A 20258-nucleotide genomic window follows, 5' to 3' on the forward strand; every position below is an offset into this window, starting at 1 on the left:
CATAAGCGATGTCGAACCGAAATATCACAACTGTTTCCGCCGTCACCTTTACATTGGCGTCATTGGTTCTCAATTGCCCAGTGACGCTGGCGGTAACGACGCTTGATTCATCGCATCCTGTGTCGAGTGCTGCTGCGCCACTTGATCCCATCACCGTGATGGGCAACGAAAGTTGTGTGAAGTGCCACGCGGCCGAGATTCAGGTTTGGAAAACCACGCCACACAATCGGACGTTCGAAGAATTGCATCGCCGACCCGAAGCGAAAGCGATTGCCACAAAACTGGGACTGCAATCGATCAAGAACGAAGGACGCTGCGTCGCATGTCACTATACCGAGCAATCCCAAGCCGGCGGTGATCCTCATGTGATCGCTGGCGTGTCGTGCGAGTCATGCCACGGCGGCGCAAAGAATTGGCTTGACCTGCACCAGGACTATGGCGGCGAAGGGATCACTCGACTGAGCGAATCACCGGAACACCGCCAAGCTCGAATCTTGAAAAGCGTTGCTGCTGGAATGCGAAATCCTGCCAACGTGTACTCGGTCGCACAAAGTTGCTTGCGTTGTCATACGACGGCCGACGAGCAACTGGTCAATGTCGGCGGGCATTCTGCGGGCAGCTTGGAATTCGAATTCGTCTCGTGGAGTCAGGGAACGATTCGTCACAACTTCGTCCGCTCGGATGGAAAAACGAATGACGTTAGCGATACCGATCGCCTCCGCGTGATGTTTGTTGCTGGCATGATCGCGGAACTCGAATCAAGTCTGCGGGCAACGGCGGTTGCCACTGAAAAGGCGACGTACGGAGTCACGGTTGCCAAGCGAGGTGCTCGGGCTGGCGCTCGACTGAAGAGCGTCGCCGCGAAGGTCGAATCGCCGAAGCTCGATGAAATTCTCGCCGTGTTTGGTTCGGTCACATTGAAACTGAACAATCGTGACGATCTGATCCAGGCAGCCGACAAGATTTCCGTTCTTGGTTATCAGTTTGCTGAGACCGTCGATGGATCCACGTTTGGATCGCTCGATTCATTCATCCCATCAAGTGACCGCTACAAGTAACCGCGGTACGCGAAGGGGCGTTCAAAATCACCCAAAGGGCGGGAACTTGGTCTGCCCAAGTTCTCCAAGGGTACTTTGGCTGCCGAAACACGTGAAAATCGCGTAGTTTGTGTTTGGGGCCGCGGCAATTCATACTTAGTGTCTGATTTGTCTCGCCGCCCCTCTGCAGCCGAGTGTTTCCATTGATCTTGCCCATTCCAATTCGCATTCTTTTCCCGGTCGTCGCGATCTTTGTCGCGGTCTCGGGATCGACCTTTTCGCGATTGTTCGGCGACGAAGTCACCGTGACCGGACCGGACGGAACGACAAGAACGATCCAGGTTCCTGCTGGCGTGAAGGTGCCGGGTGGGCGGCCTAGTAGCAAGCCAAGCAAACCCAGCGAATCGGGTGATGAAGGCGACGACAAATCAGGCGATGACAAGTCAGACGACGAAAAGAAGAAAGACGATAAGGACGCCGGTCCCAAAGTCATTCGCCGTGACGCCACGCTCGACGAGAAGGCCGACGCCAGCGAATTTGGTGTGATGGTCGGCGACGATGGCAAAGTCGCCTTTGAGTTTCGCAATCAACCGTGGGTCGACTTGGTCGAATGGTTGGCCGACATTTCTGAATTGCCATTGGATTGGTTGGAACTGCCAGGCGATCGAGTCAACATGCGGTCGCCAGGACGTTATACCGTGATCGAGACACGGGATCTGTTCAATCGGTATCTGCTGGCGCGAGGTTACACACTGCTTGAAATCGACGGAGGGCTAACCGTCGCCAAAACGGAAAGCATCAATCCAGCGATCGTGCCACGCGTTGAACCCGATTCGCTGGGCACGCTTCCGATGCATTCATTTGTTCGCACGTCTTTGGACGTCGGTTGGTTGTCCGCCGAGAAGTTGACCGAAGAACTGAAGCCGATGATCAGCAGCAACGGTCGATTGACGGCGCTGACAACAACCAATCGCATCGAAGCGATGGACGCGGCGGTGAACTTGCGTCAAGTCGCCGAACTGCTTGCTCGCGAACTCAACAGTGATTCACGCGAGTCGCTTGCGCCTGAGTTCAAGCTGCGGTACCTGCCGGCCGAAGAGGCCAAGGAAATGCTGGAGCAGTTCTTGGGGGTTGAAAAGAAGAAGGCAACACCGCTGACGCCACAGCAAATCCAAATGATGCAGCAGCAACGCGGCCAAAACCAGGGAGCGCCGCCAGCAGAGAAGAAAGAGGAAATCTCGATCGTCGCCAATACGCGACAGAACTCGGTCATCATCCGTGCGCCGGCCGACCGCATCGCGATCGCGACGGAGTTCCTGCGGCGAATCGACGTGCAACGCGAGGACATGATGTCGCTAGCCGATGTGCAGACGCGGGTTCAGGTGTTTCGGTTGTCGTCGCTTGACCCCGAAAAATTGATCGAGATCGTTAGCGAGATGAATGTCTTGGAACCAACCACGCGAGTTCGTGTGGACGATGACAACAATGCGTTGATCGTATCCGGTTCGGCGGCTGATCGATTCATCATCTCGTCGCTATTAGAGCGACTGGACGGAACCGGACGTAAATTCGAAGTCTTGCCTTTGCGGCGTCTTGATCCCGCCGAAGTCGCCGAGTCGATCGCGTTCTTGATGGGCCAAAAAGACGAGGACGAAAAACAGAGTAGCCGTCGCTCGTCGTACTACTACGGTTACTATGGCGGCGGCAACGATGAGGAAAAAAAGGAGAAAGACGAGTTCCGCGTGTCGGCAAACATCCGTTACCGCCAGATTTTGCTTTGGGCCAACGAACGCGAAATGGAAGAAGTGCGATCGCTGTTGGTCAAGCTTGGCGAGTTGCCGCCGCCGGGCGGAAATTCGCAGACTGTACGGATCATGGAAGCGTCGGCCACGCCGGAAACGTATGAGTACTTGCAGCGTTTGCGGCAACAGTGGAGTCGCATTTCATCGAACCCGCTTGAACTACCCGATGAAGACAGTTTCGTTGATCCGAATGAACGAGCCGATGTTCAGGACGACGAAGAAAGTGAATTGGAATCCGGCGTGTCGGATTCTGAAGACGACGACGAGATGGATGCCGATAAAACGGATAACAAAAAACAGTTTGACGAAGATGATTCGGTCGCGTGGGATGACGTAGAGGCTCGACAGGGTTTGTCTGGGCAACAACAGTTGGCTGTTTTTCATCAAGAAGGTGACGATGAAGCAACTGCCGAGCCGACGGAACAACAGTCGGATGTGATTCGATCATCGAAGGACTTTGATCGTTTGTTTGGTGAAAAGAAGTCGGCACCGACTGCGGCCAAAAAGAAGCCGGCATCGGAACTGGCAGCCATTCGTATCGAGCTGGACGCAAACGGAAATTTGGTGTTGGTCAGCCCCGATACCGAAGCGCTCGACAAGCTCGAAAACTTGATGTTGCAGGTCGCGCCACCGAAACGCCCGTACCGCGTCTTCCATATCGTTCACGCTTCGGCGTACTGGATGCGGTTGAATCTGGAAGACTATTTCAAGGACCTGGAAGAGGAAGATGATTCGGACGCCGACCAGTTCTATCGATACTTTTGGGGCAGCAATGACGATAAGAAAGACAAAGGTCCGTCTGGTTTAGGGAAAGGCAACAAGCTTCGTTTTATCGACGACATTGATACCAACACGCTCGTTGTCAGTAGCGCCAGCAGCGAGCAACTGCAAACGATCACCGAACTGATTGAATTGTGGGACATTGCCGAGCCGGTCAGTAAAAAGAAGGCTCGCTTCACAAGTTTGGTTCAGATCCAGTTTGGCAAAGCGGACAAGATCGCTGAAACCGTCAAAGAGGCGTACCGCGATTTGCTTAGCAGTAATGACAAGACGTTCGCGGGTGGCAAGGGCGGAAACGCGGGTGGTGGTGGCGGTGGCGGAAAAGAAGAAGTCACGAAAAGCCGCGAAGGTTCCGGCAGCGAACTGCAGAACTCCGAGAGCGGCCGTGATGGCGGCGGTGCTGATTTTTCGTTCAAGGGAAAGTTGTCGCTGGGTGTCGACACGATCGGAAATACGATCTTGGTTAGCGCCGAAGGTGAGCCGTTGTTAGAGTTGGTGACCGAAATGATTGATCAGCTTGATGAAGCCGCGAAACCGCAGGGGGAGGTCCAAATCGTCGAACTCTCGGGTGGTATCAACGGTGAACGATTGCAGGCTGCGTTGAAAGCGCTTGGTGCCGAAACTACCCAAACTGCGGGACAAGGCCGGAATCGCAATCGTGAGTCAGCGAAAGGCGATGGCGAACCGTCTCGATGATCAATCGCCGTTGCCGAACACACTCGCTAGTGTGCTAAACTGGAGACTCACCTGCCTTTCCTTTCCAACCCTTCGTGACACCCACCTTCGATGCATCGCTCACTTTCGCATCGTTGGGCCGACAGCGTTACCAAACACTGGTGGTTAATTTTGATCGTGTGGGTGGTGGTAGCAGTCTCGCTGCGGATGGTTGCGCCACGTTGGAACGACGTTGCCTACGACGGCGACTTTGAATACTTGCCGCCCACGATGAGCAGCGTTGCGGGTGGCCGGTTGCTGGACCGTGCATTCCCTGGCGAACGGGCGCGAAGCGAGGTCGTATTGGTGATGGGACGCCGTGATCAACCGCTGATCAAAAGTGACGAGATCGTCGGTCTGGATCTACTGCGGCGGCTCTATCACCGGCTTGGCGAAGTCAGTTGGCAACGTGCGGTCCAGTATGGATACACCGGCGGGATGCCATCAGAAGACGATCCGGCAGCGGTCTGGATTCAATTGGCCGAAGAGGCCTTTGGTAAATCGATCGATGCCGACAAAAAATTCTACGAGCTGATCGCCGACTCGGTCCCCGACGATGCTCCGACGCTGACTCAGCCCCGGATGGCCATCTCTTATTGGGATCGCGGCAAACTTCTAGAACTGATCGGTGGATCCGAAGAAGCGGTTGGCAAGGATTTCGAAGCTGCGTTGATCTTGATGCCCGACCTGCCAACGGTCGCGGTTGCGATTGGTGATCGGGACTTGGTGGGTTGGAAGCCGATGTTGGACATTCTGTCATGGGATGACCGCGTTTTGGGATCGCGTTTGCGAAAAGAAAGTGCGCGGCTAGTCGTACTGCATCTTTCTAGCGAACTTGCGGCGACGGGAAACATCGCCACGGTCGAAGCGATCGAGACGTTGATCGGCAACGTGCTGCGGTACAGCCGAGGTTACACCGATCCAGGGCTCGAACTGTTGATGACGGGATCGGCGGCGATTGGTGGCGAAACTTTGATGGCAGCGCGGGACGCGATTCGCTATACCGAATGGATCACCGTTGTGATGATTTTGGTGATCTTGGCGTTGGTGTATCGAGCTCCCTTGTTGGTCGCCATTCCGATGGTGTCGATCGGTTTTGCGGTGCTGGTGTCGACGTCGCTTGTGGCGTTGCTGACGGGATTATCGATTGATCGAGTCATTCCGCGATTGGACATGCGGATATTTACAACCAGCCGAATCTTTGTTGTTGTCATTTTGTTTGGCGCGGGAACGGACTACTGCCTGTTTTTGATTTCGCGCCTGCGCGAAGAAGCGTCCAAGGCGCCATGGCCAGTTGCCTGTCGAAATGCATTGTCCGGCGTGATGGGAGCCTTGTTTGGCAGCGCGATGACGACTGTGGTTGGGCTGGGGATGTTGTGGATCGCAAGCTTTGGCAAGTTCCATTACACCGGTCCGATTATCGCGATCTGTCTGTTGGTCGGCTTGTTGGTGTGTACGACATTGACTCCGTCGTTGTTGCGCGCGATTGGCCCCGTCGCGTTTTGGCCTTCTCGCGTCACAACGGAAACGCCTAAAAACTTGTCATTATTTGGTGATCCCAGAGGTGAGGCATCGTCGGGCGGAATCTGGAGTCTGATTGCGTTGTGGTTGACGCGTCGTCCGATGACCACCTTGATCGTCGGTTTGGTCGTGTTGATGATTCCGGCGGTCTACGGTTTTAAGCACGAAGACGCAGTAACGTACGACTACAGCAGCCAACTGAACCATTCGGCTAACAGTCGCCAAGGATTGCGACTGTTATCCGAGTCCTTTGATATCGGCGAGATCAATCCGGTCACGGTCTTGATCGTTAACAAAGAAGACACGCCGCGGAAAGAATTCGAAAAGCAAATTCGTGCGATCGCAAAGGATTTGTACTCGCTAGACGGTGTTCTCGCAGTCCGGACTGCGGATGATCCGTTGGGTGACTTTCCGCCCGATCGCGACATGGGGTTATTGACCAGTGCAGCCTGGAAGCGTCGTGCGCTTCGCAATCACCAAGTTGCTAAGCGGCATTTTTTCTCATCGCTTCCCGAGCTTGAAAACCGCCTGGCGCGGTTCGATATCGTTGTGGATGGCGACCCATTTTCAATCGAGACCGCTAAACGCGTCAGTGGTCTCGGCAAGTCGCTGCAGGCACTGTCAAAGCAGCCTGATTCGGTCATCAAGGACTCGCACATCCTATTGGCCGGAACCACACCATCGATCATCGACTTGCGAAGCGTGACGTTAAAAGACAATCGGCGAATCAAGATCGCCGTCGTCATCGCTGTATTTTTAGTTTTGGTGTTGGTGATCCGGAGATTGGGTTTGTGTGTGTACTTGATCGCAACGGTATTGATCAGTTACTACGCGACGCTCGGGCTGACGCTGGTGTTCTTTAAGATCGCGTACGGCAACGACTTTGTTGGGCTCGATTGGAAGTTGCCGTTGTTTCTGTTTGTCATTTTGGTTGCCGTGGGGCAGGACTACAACGTTTACTTGGTTACCCGGATTGTCGAAGAACAGCGAAAGCTCGGTTGGCTTGCTGCACTACGCCGAGCGGTGTCACGCACCGGTGGCATCATTACCGCGTGCGGGTTAGTAATGGCGGCGACATTCTTCAGCATGACAGCATCGGCATGGTTTCCGGCCGTCGTCAATGCACTTGGATTTCAAACGTCGACTAGCGGTACGTCGCTGCGAGGGATCGTCGAACTTGGCTTTGCGTTGGGACTAGGCGTATTGATCGATACGTTTTACGTCCGCACGATCTTAGTACCAAGTTTCGTTGCCGCGATTGGTAAACGCGGTAACACCTAGCAGTTGTTGAATTGGAACATGCCGTTTTTCGGCCGAAGCGACGATTGGACACATCAATGAACCGATGGTTGATCAGATTTGCCGTGGCGATCAATCACCGTTGCCAAGGTCGTCGCCAAACGATTCTAGGATCAGATTGACCTCCGCTTCTTCGTGCTGTTCCAAGGTGTGACGAAACTGCTTGAGTCTGGTTAGAAACGTCGAGACTTTTTCAATTTGGTCCGGCGAGATTTCTGACGCTTTGTCGGCCAGTTCGCGAATGCTCTCGAAAAGGCCTGTGTGTTCGCCACGCAGTTGCTCGGCCGTAATACTCATCTGCGGTGCAACCTCGATAGCCTCTTCGAAATATCCGAATGCTTCTTCGAGCGAAAAATGGAGCGCCAGTTGGTCGCGAAAGTCACCCAACAGAGCAGTGATCTCGGGCCAATGATTGGCCGCTGTTTGAGCGTGTTCTGCGAGCGGATCAAGTTTGTCGATTAAACATTTCAACTCTCGGTTGTCGTCTTTGATGTCCTTCAAAAACGCTGCGTTAACAGATAGCCGTCGCTTCGTATCCGAAATCGTTCGGCCAACGATCGGGCTGATGGAACGTTCCATAATTCGGTCCTTGATAAGAGTAGATGCCGCATTGTATCCAATCCGGCGGACCAAAGCCAAACCCACCTCGAATCAGGCTCGATCGATCGGTAATGGAATCACAGGGTCTAAGGAGGAAACGCCTGAACGAATCATCAGCAGTCGGTCAACCCCCATGGCCACACCTGCGCAGGCGGGCAGGCCCGATCGCATGGCCTCGACCAGGGAGGATTCGACAGTCAATGGACGGCGGCCACTTGAAACGCGAATTTGGTTGCTCTGTTGGGCGCGATTGACCAAAACATTTGCGTCAAGCAATTCGTCATATCCATTGGCTAGTTCAACGCCACGCACGATCAATTCGAACCTCGCAGCACACTTCGGATCGTCCGCCGCCGGCCGAGCTAGCGCAGCTTGGGTGATCGGATAGTTCTTGATGATCACAGGGTGTTCCATGCCCAGGGTTGGCTGGATGTGATGCGACAAAATCACATCCAGCATCAAGTCGCGATCGTCGGCGATCGATTGGGCAAGCTGCACGTCCACTTTCTGGGCCATCGACACGAGCGTCTCGATCGGTTCGTCGATCGGATCGAATCCAAGTGTCGAGCGAAAGACGTCGCGATAGTTGACGACTTCGTAGCTGTCGAAGTTCAGAATCGTGGTTGCGAGATCACCCAGCAGCGAGATTTCGGAGTTGATATCAGCATCGACTTCGTACCATTCTAACATCGTAAATTCAATGTTGTGATGGTCGCCCGACTCGCCGCTGCGAAATACAGGGCCGATGCTATAGATCGACGGCGCGCCCGCCGCCAACATTCGTTTCATCGCCAATTCGGGGGAAGTTTGTAGGTATAGAAACTCGGGCAGGTCACTGGCAATTTTTAATTGTCTTGATTCGACGCAAATCGGGTCGATGTATGCGTCGATGACGCAGTCTCGCGATAAACAGGGTGGCTGGACCTCAAGGAAGTTTCGCTGATCAAAGAACGAACGCAATTCTCGCAGCAACTCTGCTCGCTGGCGGATCAGTTCGATGTTGGGAAGCTGTGAGAATTTATTCATCGATGTGGGAAAATCATTGGTTGTAAACTACAGTTGGCTCGTTCAATGAGCATCGCTAGGCGCGTTTGTTGACTTGGGTATTCTTGCCCATGACAACATGGGCTTCATTTCGCGTTTTGCCCATCCCCTTTGCCATCTCGATTGATTGTCGCCTGGAATGTCGGATTCTGCTGAAGATCGCTACGCCCGTCAAATACAGTTTGCCCCGATTGGCAGCGATGGAAATCGTCTGATCGCAGCGTCATCCGTTGCTGTGCTGGGCTGTGGCGCATTGGGCACCGTCGCAGCGGAAGTTCTGGCGCGAGCCGGCGTTGGCAAGTTGACGTTGATCGATCGCGACGTGGTTGAATGGACCAACTTGCAGCGACAATCTCTGTTCGACGAAGCAGATGCTCGCGAAGGTCGTTCGAAGGCCGCCGCCGCTTGCGAGCGAATTTCACAAATCAACAGTAGCATCAGGGTCGTGCCAATTGTCGCTGATGTCGGTGCCGGGAACATTCGCGACTTACTGGGCGAGGTCGATTTGGTGATCGACGCTGCAGATAATTTCTCGTTGCGTTTCTTGTTGAACGACTGGTCTTTGGCAACCAAGACCGCTTGGGTCCATGGTGGATGCGTCGGTGCGTCGGGGCAGGTTCGATTGTTCACCGGCCAAGGTCGACCATGTTTTCGATGTGTCGTTCCCGAACCACCGCCGGCGTCGGCGGTCCAGACTTGCGATACGGCGGGCGTTGTTGGCTCGGTCACTCATGTGATCGCCAGCCTGCAGGCGACCGAAGCGATCAAGTGGTTGTCGGGCAATCAAGCGGCCGTTCATCAAACCATGTTGTCGATTGATCTGTGGAATAATCGCTTTCGCGAAATCGAGATTCCTTCGACACTATCGGCGGGCTGCGTCGCCTGTGACAACGGCGAACTGCAGTTCTTGGACGGGGCCCGCGGAATCGTGGATCAGTCGGCCGCCGTGCTGTGTGGTCGAAACGCAGTTCAAATCAATCGCAGTCAAAACGGCGCGGTCGATTTAACGATGATGGCCGATCGGTGGAAAGGGATTGGGCGAGTGCAAGCTAACGCGTTCTTTATTCGACTGCATCCCAGTGATACTCACACGGTCACCCTGTTTCGGGATGGCCGCGTGGTGGTTACCGGTACCGATCAAGTTAGCGAGGCTCGCAGTTTGTTTGATCGGTACGTGGGCGGCTGAGGTCACTTTTTCTTTACAGGGCTATCCAGTGGAATCAACGGAAATTCGGTGGACGGCGCTCGAACATCGGCCATCATTTTTTCCAGTTCTTTGACGATCATTGGGTGATCGCTAGCGACATTCTTCGTTTCGCCAATGTCAGTCGCGATGTTGTACAGTTCGGTTTCAAGCTTGCCTTTCTGCATGTTTTGGCGGACGGCTTTCCAGTCACCCACGCGGATGGTTTGCTGGCCTCCATAACCTGTAAATTCGCGGTACAAGTAAGGTCGTTCGGGCTGCGCGTTGCCAAGCAGTGTCGGCAGTAGTGAAATGCCGTCGATATTCTTGGGCACATTTTCCGCTTGCCCAATCGCATCTAGTAGCGTTGGCATCCAATCTTCGAATCCGCTGATACGGTCGCTCGTCGAACCGGGCGCTACATGCCCTGGCCAACGAACAATCGTTGGCACGCGGACACCGCCCTCGTAGAGAGAACCTTTCAAGCCTCGCAGTTCGCCGACACTTGAAAAGAAAGTGTAGTCAACTTCCTCGCCCAGGTGAGTCGTCCCGTTGTCGCTGGTGAAGACGACGATGGTGTTTTCGGCCAAGCCGAGTTCATCGAGCAACGACAACAGATTGCCGACGTAACGATCCAGTCGTGAAATCATCGCTGCATAAGCGGCACGCGGTGTGAAGTGGGGCGTGTACCCATTGCGCTCGCGAGTGAAGGGTGGGTCGTTCCAACCAAGATCGGTGTACGGTTTTAGTTCCTCGTCGGGTACATGCAGAGCAACGTGCGGGATCATGCTGGGATAGTACAGAAAGAATGGCTGCTGGCGGTTTGTCTTAACGAACTCCATCGCTGCCGCATTGATTCGATCCGGTGCATAGTCTTGTCCTTTAAAGACGTCATAGCTGTGTGGATCGGCGGGATCCGCACCGTCGGCAAGTCCAGCGTGTCCAGGTACAGCGGGCGAATTGTTTAAGTCGATACGTTTCCCATCATTCCACAGATAGGGCGGGTAATAGCTGTGCGCGTGCGCTTGACACAAGTAGCCCGTGAAATGATCCAGTCCTTGGCGAAGTGGTTCACCGGTTGAGTCCGGTCCTCCCAGCCCCCACTTTCCGAAAGCTCCAGTCGCATATCCGTGACGCTTCATCAACTCGGGCAATGTTACCTCGTCATCGGGAATCGGTAGCTGTCCTTCCGGCGGAGTCGAGCGATTGTCACGGACGAAGGCGTGCCCTGGATGCTTGCCCGTCAGCAGTACGCAACGCGACGGTGCGCAGACCGCGTTGCCGCTGTAATGCTGGGTCAGACGCATTCCTTCAGCAGCCAATTTGTCCAAGTTTGGCGTCTTGATCTTGGTTTGCCCGAATGACCCGAGTTCTCGAAAGCCTAAGTCATCCGCCAGGATGAAGACAACGTTGGGAGGTCCGTTCGAATCGGCGCTGACCGGCGTTGTGAGTAGGGTCAGTACAAAAAGTGCTGCAGATGTCGCGACGATAAACGTAGCTGTTTTGCGTCGGAATTGATGTGGGAATGACCGGTGGAAAGCGGCCCGGATCTTGGCACGAATTTGACTCATATTGATTCCCATTCGAAGGACTGAGGGTGTGATGCGTTCGTTTTGGTCGGGTATCGGGCCGCTTGGTCACTTGAATCTACGATCAAGAAACAAGGGTGAACAACTAGGAACCACGGACGATGATTCCTGAGTTGATCACCCGGGCAGCGAGAAACCGACCTCGGCAGCATGCACAGCATCTTCGTTCCCGCATCACAAGTCAAATCTTTGGCTCGTGGCTGCCTGGCGATTCAAGAAATGGAACGTTTGCCGCTTCATTTCTCTCGAAAACATGAAATTTGCCTGTGATCGTTAAGAACCTTTTGGACGACGAATCGACGATAGGACTGTCGGTCGATCTTGCTCTCGCAATTATACTGCTGGCGATCATCGTGACGCTGGTAAGCGAGTTTGTGCCACGCACTCTTCATTACTGCAACTATAGTTGGCTCATGGCTTCATCCGACGAGATAACGACGTTTAATCCGCTGGGCAACTACGAGTGGCCGGTACGTCCGGCCGAAGAGAGTCTGCGGCGGATGGCAGGGGATTTGTGGCGAACGTTCAGACGCAAGAATGAGCCCGATCCGTTCATTTCGGATGAGTCGTTGCGGTGGACGAATCGTTCCCGGCTGAATGAAATTGCTGCTCCGCCAGCGTGCGGGCCGGTGCTGTCAGAGTTGCAAGCGACGTTCGCCGAATGGATCGCAGATCAAGAACCGTCGCACTGGTTGCAATTGGTGGTTCTTCCGCCTTGCGACCAGAATGACATCGTGCGGTCATGGGCCTTGGTCAACGACCATGTGATCCTCGAGCCACCCGCAAGGGATTCGATTTTAGATCCCGAATCGGAATTTGAGTTGCCAGAAATTCGTGGCGATGGCGTGATCGTCGTACCTCGTCTCGAGCACTGGTTCTTGCGGCATCACAACGGTTTGCGGGAAGTTCGGACTTTGTTGCATCAGTTGTCACGGCTGCAGAGGCACTGCGTGATCGGTTGCAATAGTTGGGCGTGGGGATTTCTCTCGAAGGTCGCAAACGCTGATTCGGTCTTTCCGTGCGGACTGACATTCGAAGCATTTCATGCGGCGCGTTTGCGTCGTTGGTTTAGCGAACTCGCGTCGGAGGGCGAAGACCGTGGGAGGACCTTTCGTTCGTCAATCGATGGCAAGGATGTGTTCGCCGCGTCGGATCAAAAGGAAACGCCGAGCGACTTCTTTTTTCAATTGGCGGCGCGCAGTTTCGGGATTCCATGGGTCGCTTGGCATTTGTGGCGGCGAAGTATTCGCTTGGGGCCTGATCAAGACCAAGGTGCCGAGCCAATGTTCGCCGATGAGGAAACTCTTTGGATTGCCGCACTAGAAGATTTCAAAATGCCTAAGCAGGACGTTGATTCGGCGTTGTTGCTTCTGCAGGCGTTGCTGATTCACGATACGCTCACCGCTGAACAGATTGATTTGGTCGTGCCGCTCGGTGGCGTCGGCGTGCTAGCGTCGCTTGTGCGTGCGGGCTTTGTATTGCGTCAGGATCAGCAATACGCCTGCGCTCCGGCCGCCTATCACGTCATCCGCACTCAGTTAGATGCCGCCGGTTTCCCTATGGACCAACTCTGATGCCGCAAGAAATCAATGTCAAACCGACGGAAGCAGCCGAGTCTGTGCAGGGTTCAGTCGCAGCAAAAGACAATGCAGTCCAGTTGATCAACGATCTGCAAGACATCAGCTTTGGTGAAATTGCGGTGGTGATTGTAGCAACGTGGGTTGCAATCGTTTTGGCAAGACGTGTGCTACCGTTCCTGGCTGAACGCGGTCCAAATCAAGTGAGACTGTATCTCTTGGGTGCGGTGCCGATTATTCGGTTGCTGTTGATGACAGTAGCAATCTTGTGGATATTTCCGATCATCTTCAACGTCACGTTTCAGAACTTCTTGGTGATTGCTGGTGGTGCCAGCGTCGCAATCGGCTTTGCATTTAAGGATTATGTCAGCAGTTTGATTGCTGGCATCGTTGCGATTTTCGAGCGACCATATCGGCCAGGCGATTGGGTCGAAATTGATGACGACTACGGAGAAGTACAAACGGTGGGGCTGAGAGCAATTCGTTTGCGGACCGCTTCGGATGACATTGTCACGGTTCCCCACGTGCGAATGTGGGACAGTAATATCAGCAATTCCAATGACGGAGCGCGAACGTTGATGTGCGTCGCGGACTTCTACGTTGCGCCGGACCATGACGCGGCAAACCTGCGAGAAAAACTGCGTGACGTGGCACTAACGAGCGCTTACTTAGAGTTTGACAAGCCGGTGCTGGTCATGTTGTCAGAGAAGCCGTGGGGAACGCATTACAAAGTAAAAGCCTATCCGTTTGACATGCGGGATCAGTTCGCGTTCGTCAGTGACCTAACCATTCGAGGCAAGCAAGCGATCAACGAGTGCAGTGCCAGAGAAGTCACAGCACACTACGCAGTCTCAAGCGATGATTCGGGGTAAGCAACGGTTTTGTGGCTAGAAATCCGCCAGAGACATGGCCGTAGCTAGCCGATTCTCTTCAATGCCTCATCAAAACGTCGATCGAATTCTGCGAACAGATCCAGTGTTTCGGGACGGTCGAGCACTTGCTGGATGTTGGCAGCCCCCGCGTCAATTTTCGGTTCTGGTTCGATCGCTTCGTCGGCGCCTGTGCCCGAGTCGGCGAGTCCTCGTGCCGTCGCGATGGCGGCAGATTTCCAACCTTTGACACTTGTAAGTGCGTCGGTCATTGCAGCACGTACGACGCGAAAATCGATCCTTGCAAACGACTCTTCGAAAGCTAGTCGCATTCGAGCAGACTGGGTTGGATCGATCGTTGCTGACTCATCACGAAGGTGCCGATCGAGAGTCCGCCCGAGCAGCACCATTCGCATGATCTCAAGGGGAACCCCTCGGATCGAAGTCACGATTGCGACGAATTTGCGAACCGGGAACAGCAATAACTTCAGCGGTGCCTTCACGGCGGTCGCGACGCAGCCGTTTAGGCAACCGCCGCTCGAATCGAAAAACGGTTTCAAATCGTCCAGAAGGTCAGTGCGTTGATGAGCCGCAAGTGTCCTTGAGACAACGAACTGTCGGCATCGACTGCGGATGACGTCATCGACGAACGGAATCGGGATGAACCGTGCAGCCGAGGATACAATTCCCGCAACGACCCATTGATGAGTCAGCCAGGTTGATCCGTCTGGATTCAATTTGTCTGGAGTCGTTTCAGGCATCGCGATTGCTTCTATCCACGCTTCGTCGGTTTTCTATGGTTGATCGGCATCACGACAGTGAAACCAAATTAATTCGCCTTGTCGAATCGGCTCCACCAGAGCGCCGTAGAAATTGACGTCTCGGCGATGGCTCATTGGCTAGCTCAGTCAGCGGCAATCGCGGCGACCAACTCGTCGAGTTCTGCTCTGTGTTGATTGAACTTCCTCTCTGCCTCGGCGACGTCTGGATGCCGAGCCATGCTGAGAATGTCTTGCAGTTCGACTGTTGCTCCATCGGTTTGGAACGTACTGAGCAAGCTTTTCAGTTTCATGCTGCGCCGAGTCAGCAGCAGCGCCGTTGCCGTCCTCGAGAGCATGTAGCGATTTTTGGTTGGCGCCGGGGAGGTCGGTTGAGGTGATGGCTGCCACCTCACGCAGAAGAATCTCGTCTCCTCCAAGTCGTCGGATTGCTTCTGCGAAGTGATACGCGTGTTCGACTGAAACGGTCACTGGCCTCTCTCTATAGGGCATCTACGTTTCGATCAACAACGCGCTGGGCGGTTACCAAGGTTTGATTTTCCAACCTACGATCAAGCCCAGACCGAATGCCCAAACCGCCGCGACTTCCGGTTTGTCTTTTGCATAAGCTTTCGCGAGACTCAGCAAATCTTTCGCTGGCTCCGCCATATAATGATCTTTAAACTCGCGTGCGCCGACCGCGAGACTGTCGGTCGCGTCATTAACAAATTCACGGGCAACACCTTTGACGTGTTCGGTGGATCGGGTTGTTTCTGACATTAGAGATTCCTAAGTTAGTGATGGAGTTAGTTGTGTCGACCTTAAATTGACGACATGCCTTGGTCGCTTTATCGCTGCATCGTCTCTATCGCGGAGTTGGTGGAAACGTCTCGCGTCGAAATTGGTTGCGGGCTGATTGACGGGGCTTCACAACCACTGCTTTGATCCAACGCATGTTTTCGGCAAACTCCCGTTTCACCTCGATCAGTGAATCGTTCGCTTTTCCGATCATTTTGGCTCCCGTTAACGCTGCAATCATGGCGACAAACATGGCGATACTGCTGACGATCAGCAACGCTTCGCCCGCGGTAAGATCAAACTGTTCGTGTAGAACGAATCCGAGCCCGATCATCGCGGTCATCGCCGCAGTCAGCGTGATGATCGCCGCTAAAGCTAAAAAAATGACCGCCTTGATGCCGCGGCGCTTGGCTTCCCGAGAATCTACCGATAGCAATTGGAATTGCAATTCGCAGAGGTCAACGATGTCGCCGATCACGCGCCCGAATCCGCCCTGGTTTCGTTCTTCGCTCATGAGCGGACTCCACGCTTGATAATCCAAGCAGCGGCAGCACCTACTGCTGTCGCTATCGCTAACGCAGCAACCGGGTGGTTGCCAATTGTATCACGGACGATTTGTAGGGTTTGATCGCCAACGCCGTTGCCTTGCTCTTCATCTGCGGATTGTCGCCTCGCTGTTCGGTCTCGATCGTAGTATCGACCGACTCGGTTCTGCTCAATTGGTGCAATCATGATGTGATGTCCTCATTGTGGTTGCGGCGCGGCGCACCGACCCCGTGCGAGTCCAAAAAGACACTACTTGCTTTGCGAATTGCAATGTTGGTGCCGGTGCGGAAAGCCATGGATGCAATTGCGCCGACGACACCACCTAACAAGCTCGACTTCGCGGCGATCGTCTCGCCTTCCGTGTCCAGACGTGTTTGCCTAACCGATGGTTTTGGCGACGGAACGGCCAGAAAACCAACGGCGGCAGCACACGCTACCGAAGCGATCGGCATTCTGCGGACATAGAATTTCCAGTCCGATAACTGCTGAATCTGCTCGCGTGCATCTTCCATGTCGTAGGGAAGTTCGCTTCGGATGGATCGCATCCGCGCACGAATTTCTTCGGAACGCATTTCTGCAGCAGTGCTCATCAGTGTTTCTCGGCTTTTGGGTTGCGTTGATTGTTGTCGTCTACGCTGTTCTTAGCGACGACGTCCGAGGAAAAGCAACGCTCCGGCCGCGACACCGACGCCGAACGCAATCGCAAGCGATTCCATCGGCCGTGAACGCACCGAGTGAACTACCTGACGCGACATTTGCTCTGATGCCGCACTTGCCCGTGCATACTGTTCGCGTGCCATCGCGGTGGCTTCGTCGACATACCGCGACGCCGACTCAGTCGCTTGATTCAAGGTCGAACGTCCATTTGCCATAGCTTGGTCCAGGAACTCTTCGACTTCGCGTTTCGTCGCACCCGTCTTTTGTTGCACGACCCCGACCAGTCGGTCGGCCGAGCCCTCGACCCGAAGCAAGTCATCGTCGGTCAATTGGCCCCAGTGTTCTTGCAGGCGTCCCTTTACTTCATTCCACTGCCCACGCAGTTCTTCTCGCGTAATCATTGAATCTCTCCTCATTATCAAGTGGGTGGTAGTCGATGTTTTGGTCAGACTCAACAAGGTGCAAAGTCCATGCCAAATCCTGAAATGCGACTTGTCGCACGGATTTCGCGGCAGCAAGTTCAACTGGCTGGTTGGTTTCCAGTCATCGTGATCGGGCAGCGTTCGGTTCGTTGTCGTAATGACGAAGTTTGACGGCGTGAATGTGGTCATTTGCAAGCTAGAAGACAACGCGGTGTTAGCTTTCGATGTGGAAGTAGATTCGCTGGTACGATCTTTGCGTAACTGCATCCGCGACGAACATTTCGCAACACGAAAGGATCTGAAAATGGTTACGAAGCAAGAGCTGAGCGGTAAATGGGAATCGATCGTTGGATCGGTCAAGAAGAAGTACGGTCAAATTTCAGATAACGAACTGAAGCAGGTCGAAGGTGACTTGAACAAGTTGTCTGGATTGATTCAGCAGAAGGCGGGTCAGAGTCGTGAGCAGGTTGAAGCATTCTTGGATGAGTGCTGTGGTGGCTCGTTCTTGGATCAAGTGAACAGCATGGCTGAGAACGCAGGCGAAACGCTGCGCGAGGGTTATGAGCATGTCGCAGACGCCGCCCGAGAGGGTTACGACTACTCCGTCAAAACGGTGTCTCGGCGCCCGCTCGAGTCCCTCGTGGCCGCGGCCGGCGTTGGGATGATGCTGGGCGTCATGATTGGCGTTTCAATCGGAGCCCGCCGCGAACGCGAGCTTTCATGGCGTGATCGCTGGAGCCGCTAGAGAGAATCCACCGGACGTGACGCGAGATTTTAGATCCCCGCACGTTGCCACCATCACTTCCGCTACCGCGTTCCCGTTGTCTATCGTGAAAAGCCCCATTCTTTTTCGTCTGCTGGTTCTGCTGCTGTTATTTGCATCAGTCTCGAGTCTTGCCTATTCGCAAGACACTCCTCCAGCTGAAGTTGAGATCGCCAATGAACCGGCGGCGACGGTGGCGGTGGATGACGTGGCTGACGATTCGGCGATCGCGGGCCGGTTGCGGCGAATTTTTGAGTCGTCCGGTTGGTATGGCGATCTGAACGTTTCGTCCGACAACGGCATCGTGACCTTGGAAGGCATCGCCACTTCAGCTGACCACCGCGAATGGGCAGGCAACACGGCGCGAAAAACGAAGGACGTAATCGCCGTCATCAACAAACTCGATGTTGACGCGATTGTCGATCTGACTTCCAGCAAGGAAGTGGTCACCCAAAGTCTCGATACGCTTTGGCAGGATTTTCTTGTTAGGTCACCTCTGCTGTTTGCTGCACTAGTTGCCTTGATGCTCACAGCGGTTTTGGCAAGGTTGGCCAGTTGGTTGCTGTTCAAGATTCTCGGCAACCGTGGAATGCGCTCGAGCCTAAAAGATTTGATCTATCAACTCGGGTCGTTGACCGTCTGGATCGCAGGTTTTTTGACAGCAACGATCGTCGCATTTCCTGGCATGACACCAGCGAAAGCACTAACGGTTCTGGGGCTCGGGTCTGTCGCAATCGGCTTTGCGTTCAAGGACATTTTCGAGAACTTTTTTGCCGGCGTTTTGATTCTTTGGGGTTATCCGTTCGATCGAGGGGACTTCATCACTTGTGATGGAATCACTGGAAAGGTTGAACAGATTACGATTCGCAACACGTTGATTCGGCAGCTTGACGGTGAACTTACTGTGATGCCTAACGCAACTCTGTTTAAAAATAATGTCGATGTGTTGACCAGTCAGCCACAACGCCGAGTCAGACTGATCTGCGGCGTCGCCTATGATGAAGATGTCGATCAATCCCGCGATGTCATTCGCCAGGCCGTCCAGAGCTGTGATTCGATTGAGGGAATTCGTACGGTTGAGGTTTTTGCGCAGGAGTTTGCAAGTTCAAGTGTTAATTTTGAAGTCGCCTGGTGGACTGGGTCGAAGCCAACCGAAATTCGACGCAGTCGAGATCAAGTCGTCGGTGCGATCAAACGGGCCCTTGACGAGGCGGGAATCGAAATTCCATTTCCCTACCGAACGCTGACGTTCAAAGATTCTGCTGTCGAGTCAGCAATGAAGAACTTAGTCGATGGTGATGTTCCGGCGTAAGCAATGCACGTACGCAAGCTTTTCTAGAACGGCTGTGTGCAGCTTTTCGGGTAGTAATGGAGCTAGACCAAGGTCAAAGTTGTATTCACTCACTTCGACCACGATCTCCAGGACGCCTGCAACCAGTTGGCTCGGATCGGCAGTGGGCGACAAGTCGAGAGAACGCCCGCCGATTTCATTCGCGGTGGTGGCGATTGCCATGATGTCAAGATACACATTGACGGTCTCTGCAAAGTCTTCCCACGGATGCATGGTCGCGTAAGCACTGACGTGGCGGGTGGACCAGTCTGCCGGCGGGCCTTGTTCGTAGTGGCGGCACATCGCTTGACCATAGTCAACTGAATTTGGCTCGCCGAACAACCGTTGGTATTCATCCCTAGCAATCCGACTGGCCCAAGCCCAGTCGATGTAATGGCCCACTTCGTGCCGCATGTGACCGATCAGCGTTCGCTGTGGTTCACCCAATTGGACTCGCAAACGCTCGCGATGCACGCTGTCGGCTTCGGCCAGATTAATTGTGACGAGACCGCTTTCGTGACCGGTAGTGACCTTCTGTTGTTGACCGTTCATGTCCACCGAATCCTCGCGAAACTCGAACGCCAGCGGATGCGTTTCGATCAACTTGTCGATAAACGGAGGTAAACCGAGTTGGTCCAGCTGGACGAGAAGTCGGCGTTTCGCGGACTCCATTGCTGCCCATCGAGCGACACTGTTCGGTCGGTTTAGTGACGGAATGACCTTGGTGAACTTGCACCACCGGCAAAGTTCATTGGGCGCTGTAATGAATGAATGGCAAACACGATAACGTTGGTTTCGACAGGGGAACGCGGCGGTGCCGCATGCATCGCAAGCCGAGGAATCGTTTCGGGCAGTAAAACTTGTCAACGCTCCGCAGGGAACGCATCGGCCGACCGTTGCTCTGCACGAAAGGCAGAGGGTGTTGTTGAAGAAGATGCGATTGCCACAACGGCAGCTTCCGGTTTTCAT

At 54.1% G+C, this 20258-nt stretch carries 20 protein-coding genes; 9 read left to right on the forward strand and 11 right to left on the reverse strand.

The features are described 5' to 3' along the window. Positions 1 to 8: 8 nt before the first annotated feature. The 3 genes from Poly59_RS05555 (at position 9) to Poly59_RS05565 (ending at position 7135) form a co-directional block, all read left to right on the forward strand. Positions 9 to 1058, forward strand: coding sequence for a cytochrome c family protein (locus Poly59_RS05555; RefSeq protein ID WP_146533013.1), 1050 nt, complete (start codon positions 9 to 11; stop codon positions 1056 to 1058). Between the two features lie 173 nt (positions 1059 to 1231). Next, positions 1232 to 4315, forward strand: coding sequence for a secretin N-terminal domain-containing protein (locus Poly59_RS05560; RefSeq protein ID WP_246151400.1), 3084 nt, complete (start codon positions 1232 to 1234; stop codon positions 4313 to 4315). A gap of 90 nt (positions 4316 to 4405) precedes the next feature. After that, positions 4406 to 7135 (forward strand): MMPL family transporter, encoded by a 2730-nt coding sequence (locus Poly59_RS05565; protein ID WP_146533014.1) that lies wholly within the window; start codon positions 4406 to 4408, stop codon positions 7133 to 7135. A 90-nt stretch (positions 7136 to 7225) separates the two neighbouring features. Here Poly59_RS05565 and Poly59_RS05570 read toward each other — a convergent pair whose 3' ends face one another. Together Poly59_RS05570 and epmA are read right to left on the reverse strand one after the other, a co-directional pair. After that, the gene (locus Poly59_RS05570) at positions 7226 to 7732 is read right to left on the reverse strand and encodes a hemerythrin domain-containing protein (RefSeq protein ID WP_146533015.1); all 507 of its coding nucleotides are present in this window, start codon (positions 7730 to 7732) and stop codon (positions 7226 to 7228) included. 72 nt (positions 7733 to 7804) lie between these two features. Beyond that, the gene (epmA, locus tag Poly59_RS05575) at positions 7805 to 8779 is read right to left on the reverse strand and encodes an EF-P lysine aminoacylase EpmA (protein ID WP_146533016.1); all 975 of its coding nucleotides are present in this window, start codon (positions 8777 to 8779) and stop codon (positions 7805 to 7807) included. A gap of 157 nt (positions 8780 to 8936) precedes the next feature. On the opposite strand from epmA, the gene Poly59_RS05580 reads away from it, so the two are divergent. After that, a complete protein-coding gene (locus Poly59_RS05580; RefSeq protein ID WP_146533017.1) occupies positions 8937 to 9983 on the forward strand; it encodes a ThiF family adenylyltransferase in 1047 nt (348 codons plus the stop codon). Between the two features lie 2 nt (positions 9984 to 9985). Here the strand turns inward: Poly59_RS05580 and Poly59_RS05585 are convergent, their stop codons facing one another. Continuing rightward, positions 9986 to 11551, reverse strand: a complete 1566-nt coding sequence (locus Poly59_RS05585; protein ID WP_146533018.1) for an arylsulfatase — start codon at positions 11549 to 11551, stop codon at positions 9986 to 9988. A 431-nt stretch (positions 11552 to 11982) separates the two neighbouring features. Here Poly59_RS05585 and Poly59_RS05590 point away from each other — a divergent pair, with 431 nt between their 5' ends. Both Poly59_RS05590 and Poly59_RS05595 read left to right on the forward strand, forming a co-directional pair. Then, entirely contained in the window at positions 11983 to 13143 is a 1161-nt protein-coding gene (locus Poly59_RS05590; protein ID WP_146533274.1) for a hypothetical protein, read from the forward strand. After that, entirely contained in the window at positions 13143 to 14018 is an 876-nt protein-coding gene (locus tag Poly59_RS05595; RefSeq protein ID WP_146533019.1) for a mechanosensitive ion channel family protein, read from the forward strand. Before Poly59_RS05590 ends, Poly59_RS05595 begins: the two co-directional genes overlap by 1 nt. Before the next feature lie 44 nt (positions 14019 to 14062). On the opposite strand, the gene Poly59_RS05600 is transcribed toward Poly59_RS05595, so the two are convergent. The 7 genes from Poly59_RS05600 to Poly59_RS05630 all read right to left on the reverse strand — a co-directional run bounded on the left by Poly59_RS05600 (position 14063) and on the right by Poly59_RS05630 (position 17175). Continuing rightward, positions 14063 to 14776, reverse strand: a complete 714-nt coding sequence (locus Poly59_RS05600; protein ID WP_146533020.1) for a hypothetical protein — start codon at positions 14774 to 14776, stop codon at positions 14063 to 14065. 143 nt (positions 14777 to 14919) lie between these two features. Next, entirely contained in the window at positions 14920 to 15132 is a 213-nt protein-coding gene (locus Poly59_RS05605; protein ID WP_146533021.1) for a hypothetical protein, read from the reverse strand. A gap of 184 nt (positions 15133 to 15316) precedes the next feature. Continuing rightward, positions 15317 to 15553, reverse strand: coding sequence for a hypothetical protein (locus Poly59_RS05610; protein WP_146533022.1), 237 nt, complete (start codon positions 15551 to 15553; stop codon positions 15317 to 15319). Positions 15554 to 15638: 85 nt separating this feature from the next. Then, entirely contained in the window at positions 15639 to 16085 is a 447-nt protein-coding gene (locus Poly59_RS05615) for a phage holin family protein (RefSeq protein WP_146533023.1), read from the reverse strand. Further along, complete coding sequence (locus tag Poly59_RS05620; protein ID WP_146533024.1) at positions 16082 to 16303, reverse strand: hypothetical protein; 222 nt, start codon at positions 16301 to 16303, stop codon at positions 16082 to 16084. Before Poly59_RS05620 ends, Poly59_RS05615 begins: the two co-directional genes overlap by 4 nt. Further along, positions 16300 to 16707, reverse strand: a complete 408-nt coding sequence (locus Poly59_RS05625; RefSeq protein WP_146533025.1) for a hypothetical protein — start codon at positions 16705 to 16707, stop codon at positions 16300 to 16302. Before Poly59_RS05625 ends, Poly59_RS05620 begins: the two co-directional genes overlap by 4 nt. Positions 16708 to 16758: 51 nt before the next feature. Next, positions 16759 to 17175, reverse strand: a complete 417-nt coding sequence (locus tag Poly59_RS05630; RefSeq protein WP_146533026.1) for a CsbD family protein — start codon at positions 17173 to 17175, stop codon at positions 16759 to 16761. A 69-nt stretch (positions 17176 to 17244) separates the two neighbouring features. Between Poly59_RS05630 and Poly59_RS30385 the strand changes: the two genes are divergently transcribed. The 3 genes from Poly59_RS30385 (at position 17245) to Poly59_RS05640 (ending at position 19271) form a co-directional block, all read left to right on the forward strand. Next, positions 17245 to 17367 carry a hypothetical protein gene (locus Poly59_RS30385; RefSeq protein ID WP_261343482.1) on the forward strand — a complete coding sequence of 41 codons (123 nt, stop codon included), beginning with the start codon at positions 17245 to 17247 and terminating at the stop codon, positions 17365 to 17367. Then, the gene (locus Poly59_RS05635; RefSeq protein ID WP_146533027.1) at positions 17354 to 17941 is read left to right on the forward strand and encodes a CsbD family protein; all 588 of its coding nucleotides are present in this window, start codon (positions 17354 to 17356) and stop codon (positions 17939 to 17941) included. The genes Poly59_RS30385 and Poly59_RS05635 overlap by 14 nt, the downstream gene beginning before the upstream one ends. An 85-nt stretch (positions 17942 to 18026) precedes the next feature. Beyond that, on the forward strand, positions 18027 to 19271 hold the full coding sequence (locus Poly59_RS05640; RefSeq protein WP_246151401.1) for a mechanosensitive ion channel family protein: 1245 nt from the start codon (positions 18027 to 18029) through the stop codon (positions 19269 to 19271). On the opposite strand, the gene Poly59_RS05645 is transcribed toward Poly59_RS05640, so the two are convergent. Next, entirely contained in the window at positions 19245 to 20258 is a 1014-nt protein-coding gene (locus Poly59_RS05645; protein WP_146533028.1) for a putative zinc-binding metallopeptidase, read from the reverse strand. The two genes, Poly59_RS05640 and Poly59_RS05645, sit on opposite strands and share 27 nt — an antisense overlap.

The sequence above is a fragment of the Rubripirellula reticaptiva genome, from assembly GCF_007860175.1.
In the GTDB taxonomy this organism is placed as follows: Bacteria; Planctomycetota; Planctomycetia; order Pirellulales; family Pirellulaceae; genus Rubripirellula; species Rubripirellula reticaptiva.

What these genes read in the sequence shown, in the direction of transcription:
- Poly59_RS05610 (WP_146533022.1), bottom strand. Translation starts at nt 15,553, where the DNA reads ATGTCAGAAACAACCCGATCCACCGAACACGTCAAAGGTGTTGCCCGT.
- Poly59_RS30385 (WP_261343482.1), top strand. Translation starts at nt 17,245, where the DNA reads ATGCCAAATCCTGAAATGCGACTTGTCGCACGGATTTCGCGGCAGCAA.
- Poly59_RS05570 (WP_146533015.1), bottom strand. Translation starts at nt 7,732, where the DNA reads ATGGAACGTTCCATCAGCCCGATCGTTGGCCGAACGATTTCGGATACG.
- Poly59_RS05580 (WP_146533017.1), top strand. Translation starts at nt 8,937, where the DNA reads ATGTCGGATTCTGCTGAAGATCGCTACGCCCGTCAAATACAGTTTGCC.
- Poly59_RS05590 (WP_146533274.1), top strand. Translation starts at nt 11,983, where the DNA reads ATGGCTTCATCCGACGAGATAACGACGTTTAATCCGCTGGGCAACTAC.
- Poly59_RS05625 (WP_146533025.1), bottom strand. Translation starts at nt 16,707, where the DNA reads ATGAGCACTGCTGCAGAAATGCGTTCCGAAGAAATTCGTGCGCGGATG.
- Poly59_RS05630 (WP_146533026.1), bottom strand. Translation starts at nt 17,175, where the DNA reads ATGATTACGCGAGAAGAACTGCGTGGGCAGTGGAATGAAGTAAAGGGA.
- Poly59_RS05605 (WP_146533021.1), bottom strand. Translation starts at nt 15,132, where the DNA reads ATGCTCTCGAGGACGGCAACGGCGCTGCTGCTGACTCGGCGCAGCATG.
- Poly59_RS05555 (WP_146533013.1), top strand. Translation starts at nt 9, where the DNA reads ATGTCGAACCGAAATATCACAACTGTTTCCGCCGTCACCTTTACATTG.
- Poly59_RS05565 (WP_146533014.1), top strand. Translation starts at nt 4,406, where the DNA reads ATGCATCGCTCACTTTCGCATCGTTGGGCCGACAGCGTTACCAAACAC.
- epmA (WP_146533016.1), bottom strand. Translation starts at nt 8,779, where the DNA reads ATGAATAAATTCTCACAGCTTCCCAACATCGAACTGATCCGCCAGCGA.
- Poly59_RS05595 (WP_146533019.1), top strand. Translation starts at nt 13,143, where the DNA reads ATGCCGCAAGAAATCAATGTCAAACCGACGGAAGCAGCCGAGTCTGTG.
- Poly59_RS05645 (WP_146533028.1), bottom strand. Translation starts at nt 20,258, where the DNA reads ATGAAAACCGGAAGCTGCCGTTGTGGCAATCGCATCTTCTTCAACAAC.
- Poly59_RS05620 (WP_146533024.1), bottom strand. Translation starts at nt 16,303, where the DNA reads ATGATTGCACCAATTGAGCAGAACCGAGTCGGTCGATACTACGATCGA.
- Poly59_RS05585 (WP_146533018.1), bottom strand. Translation starts at nt 11,551, where the DNA reads ATGAGTCAAATTCGTGCCAAGATCCGGGCCGCTTTCCACCGGTCATTC.
- Poly59_RS05615 (WP_146533023.1), bottom strand. Translation starts at nt 16,085, where the DNA reads ATGAGCGAAGAACGAAACCAGGGCGGATTCGGGCGCGTGATCGGCGAC.
- Poly59_RS05600 (WP_146533020.1), bottom strand. Translation starts at nt 14,776, where the DNA reads ATGCCTGAAACGACTCCAGACAAATTGAATCCAGACGGATCAACCTGG.
- Poly59_RS05635 (WP_146533027.1), top strand. Translation starts at nt 17,354, where the DNA reads ATGACGAAGTTTGACGGCGTGAATGTGGTCATTTGCAAGCTAGAAGAC.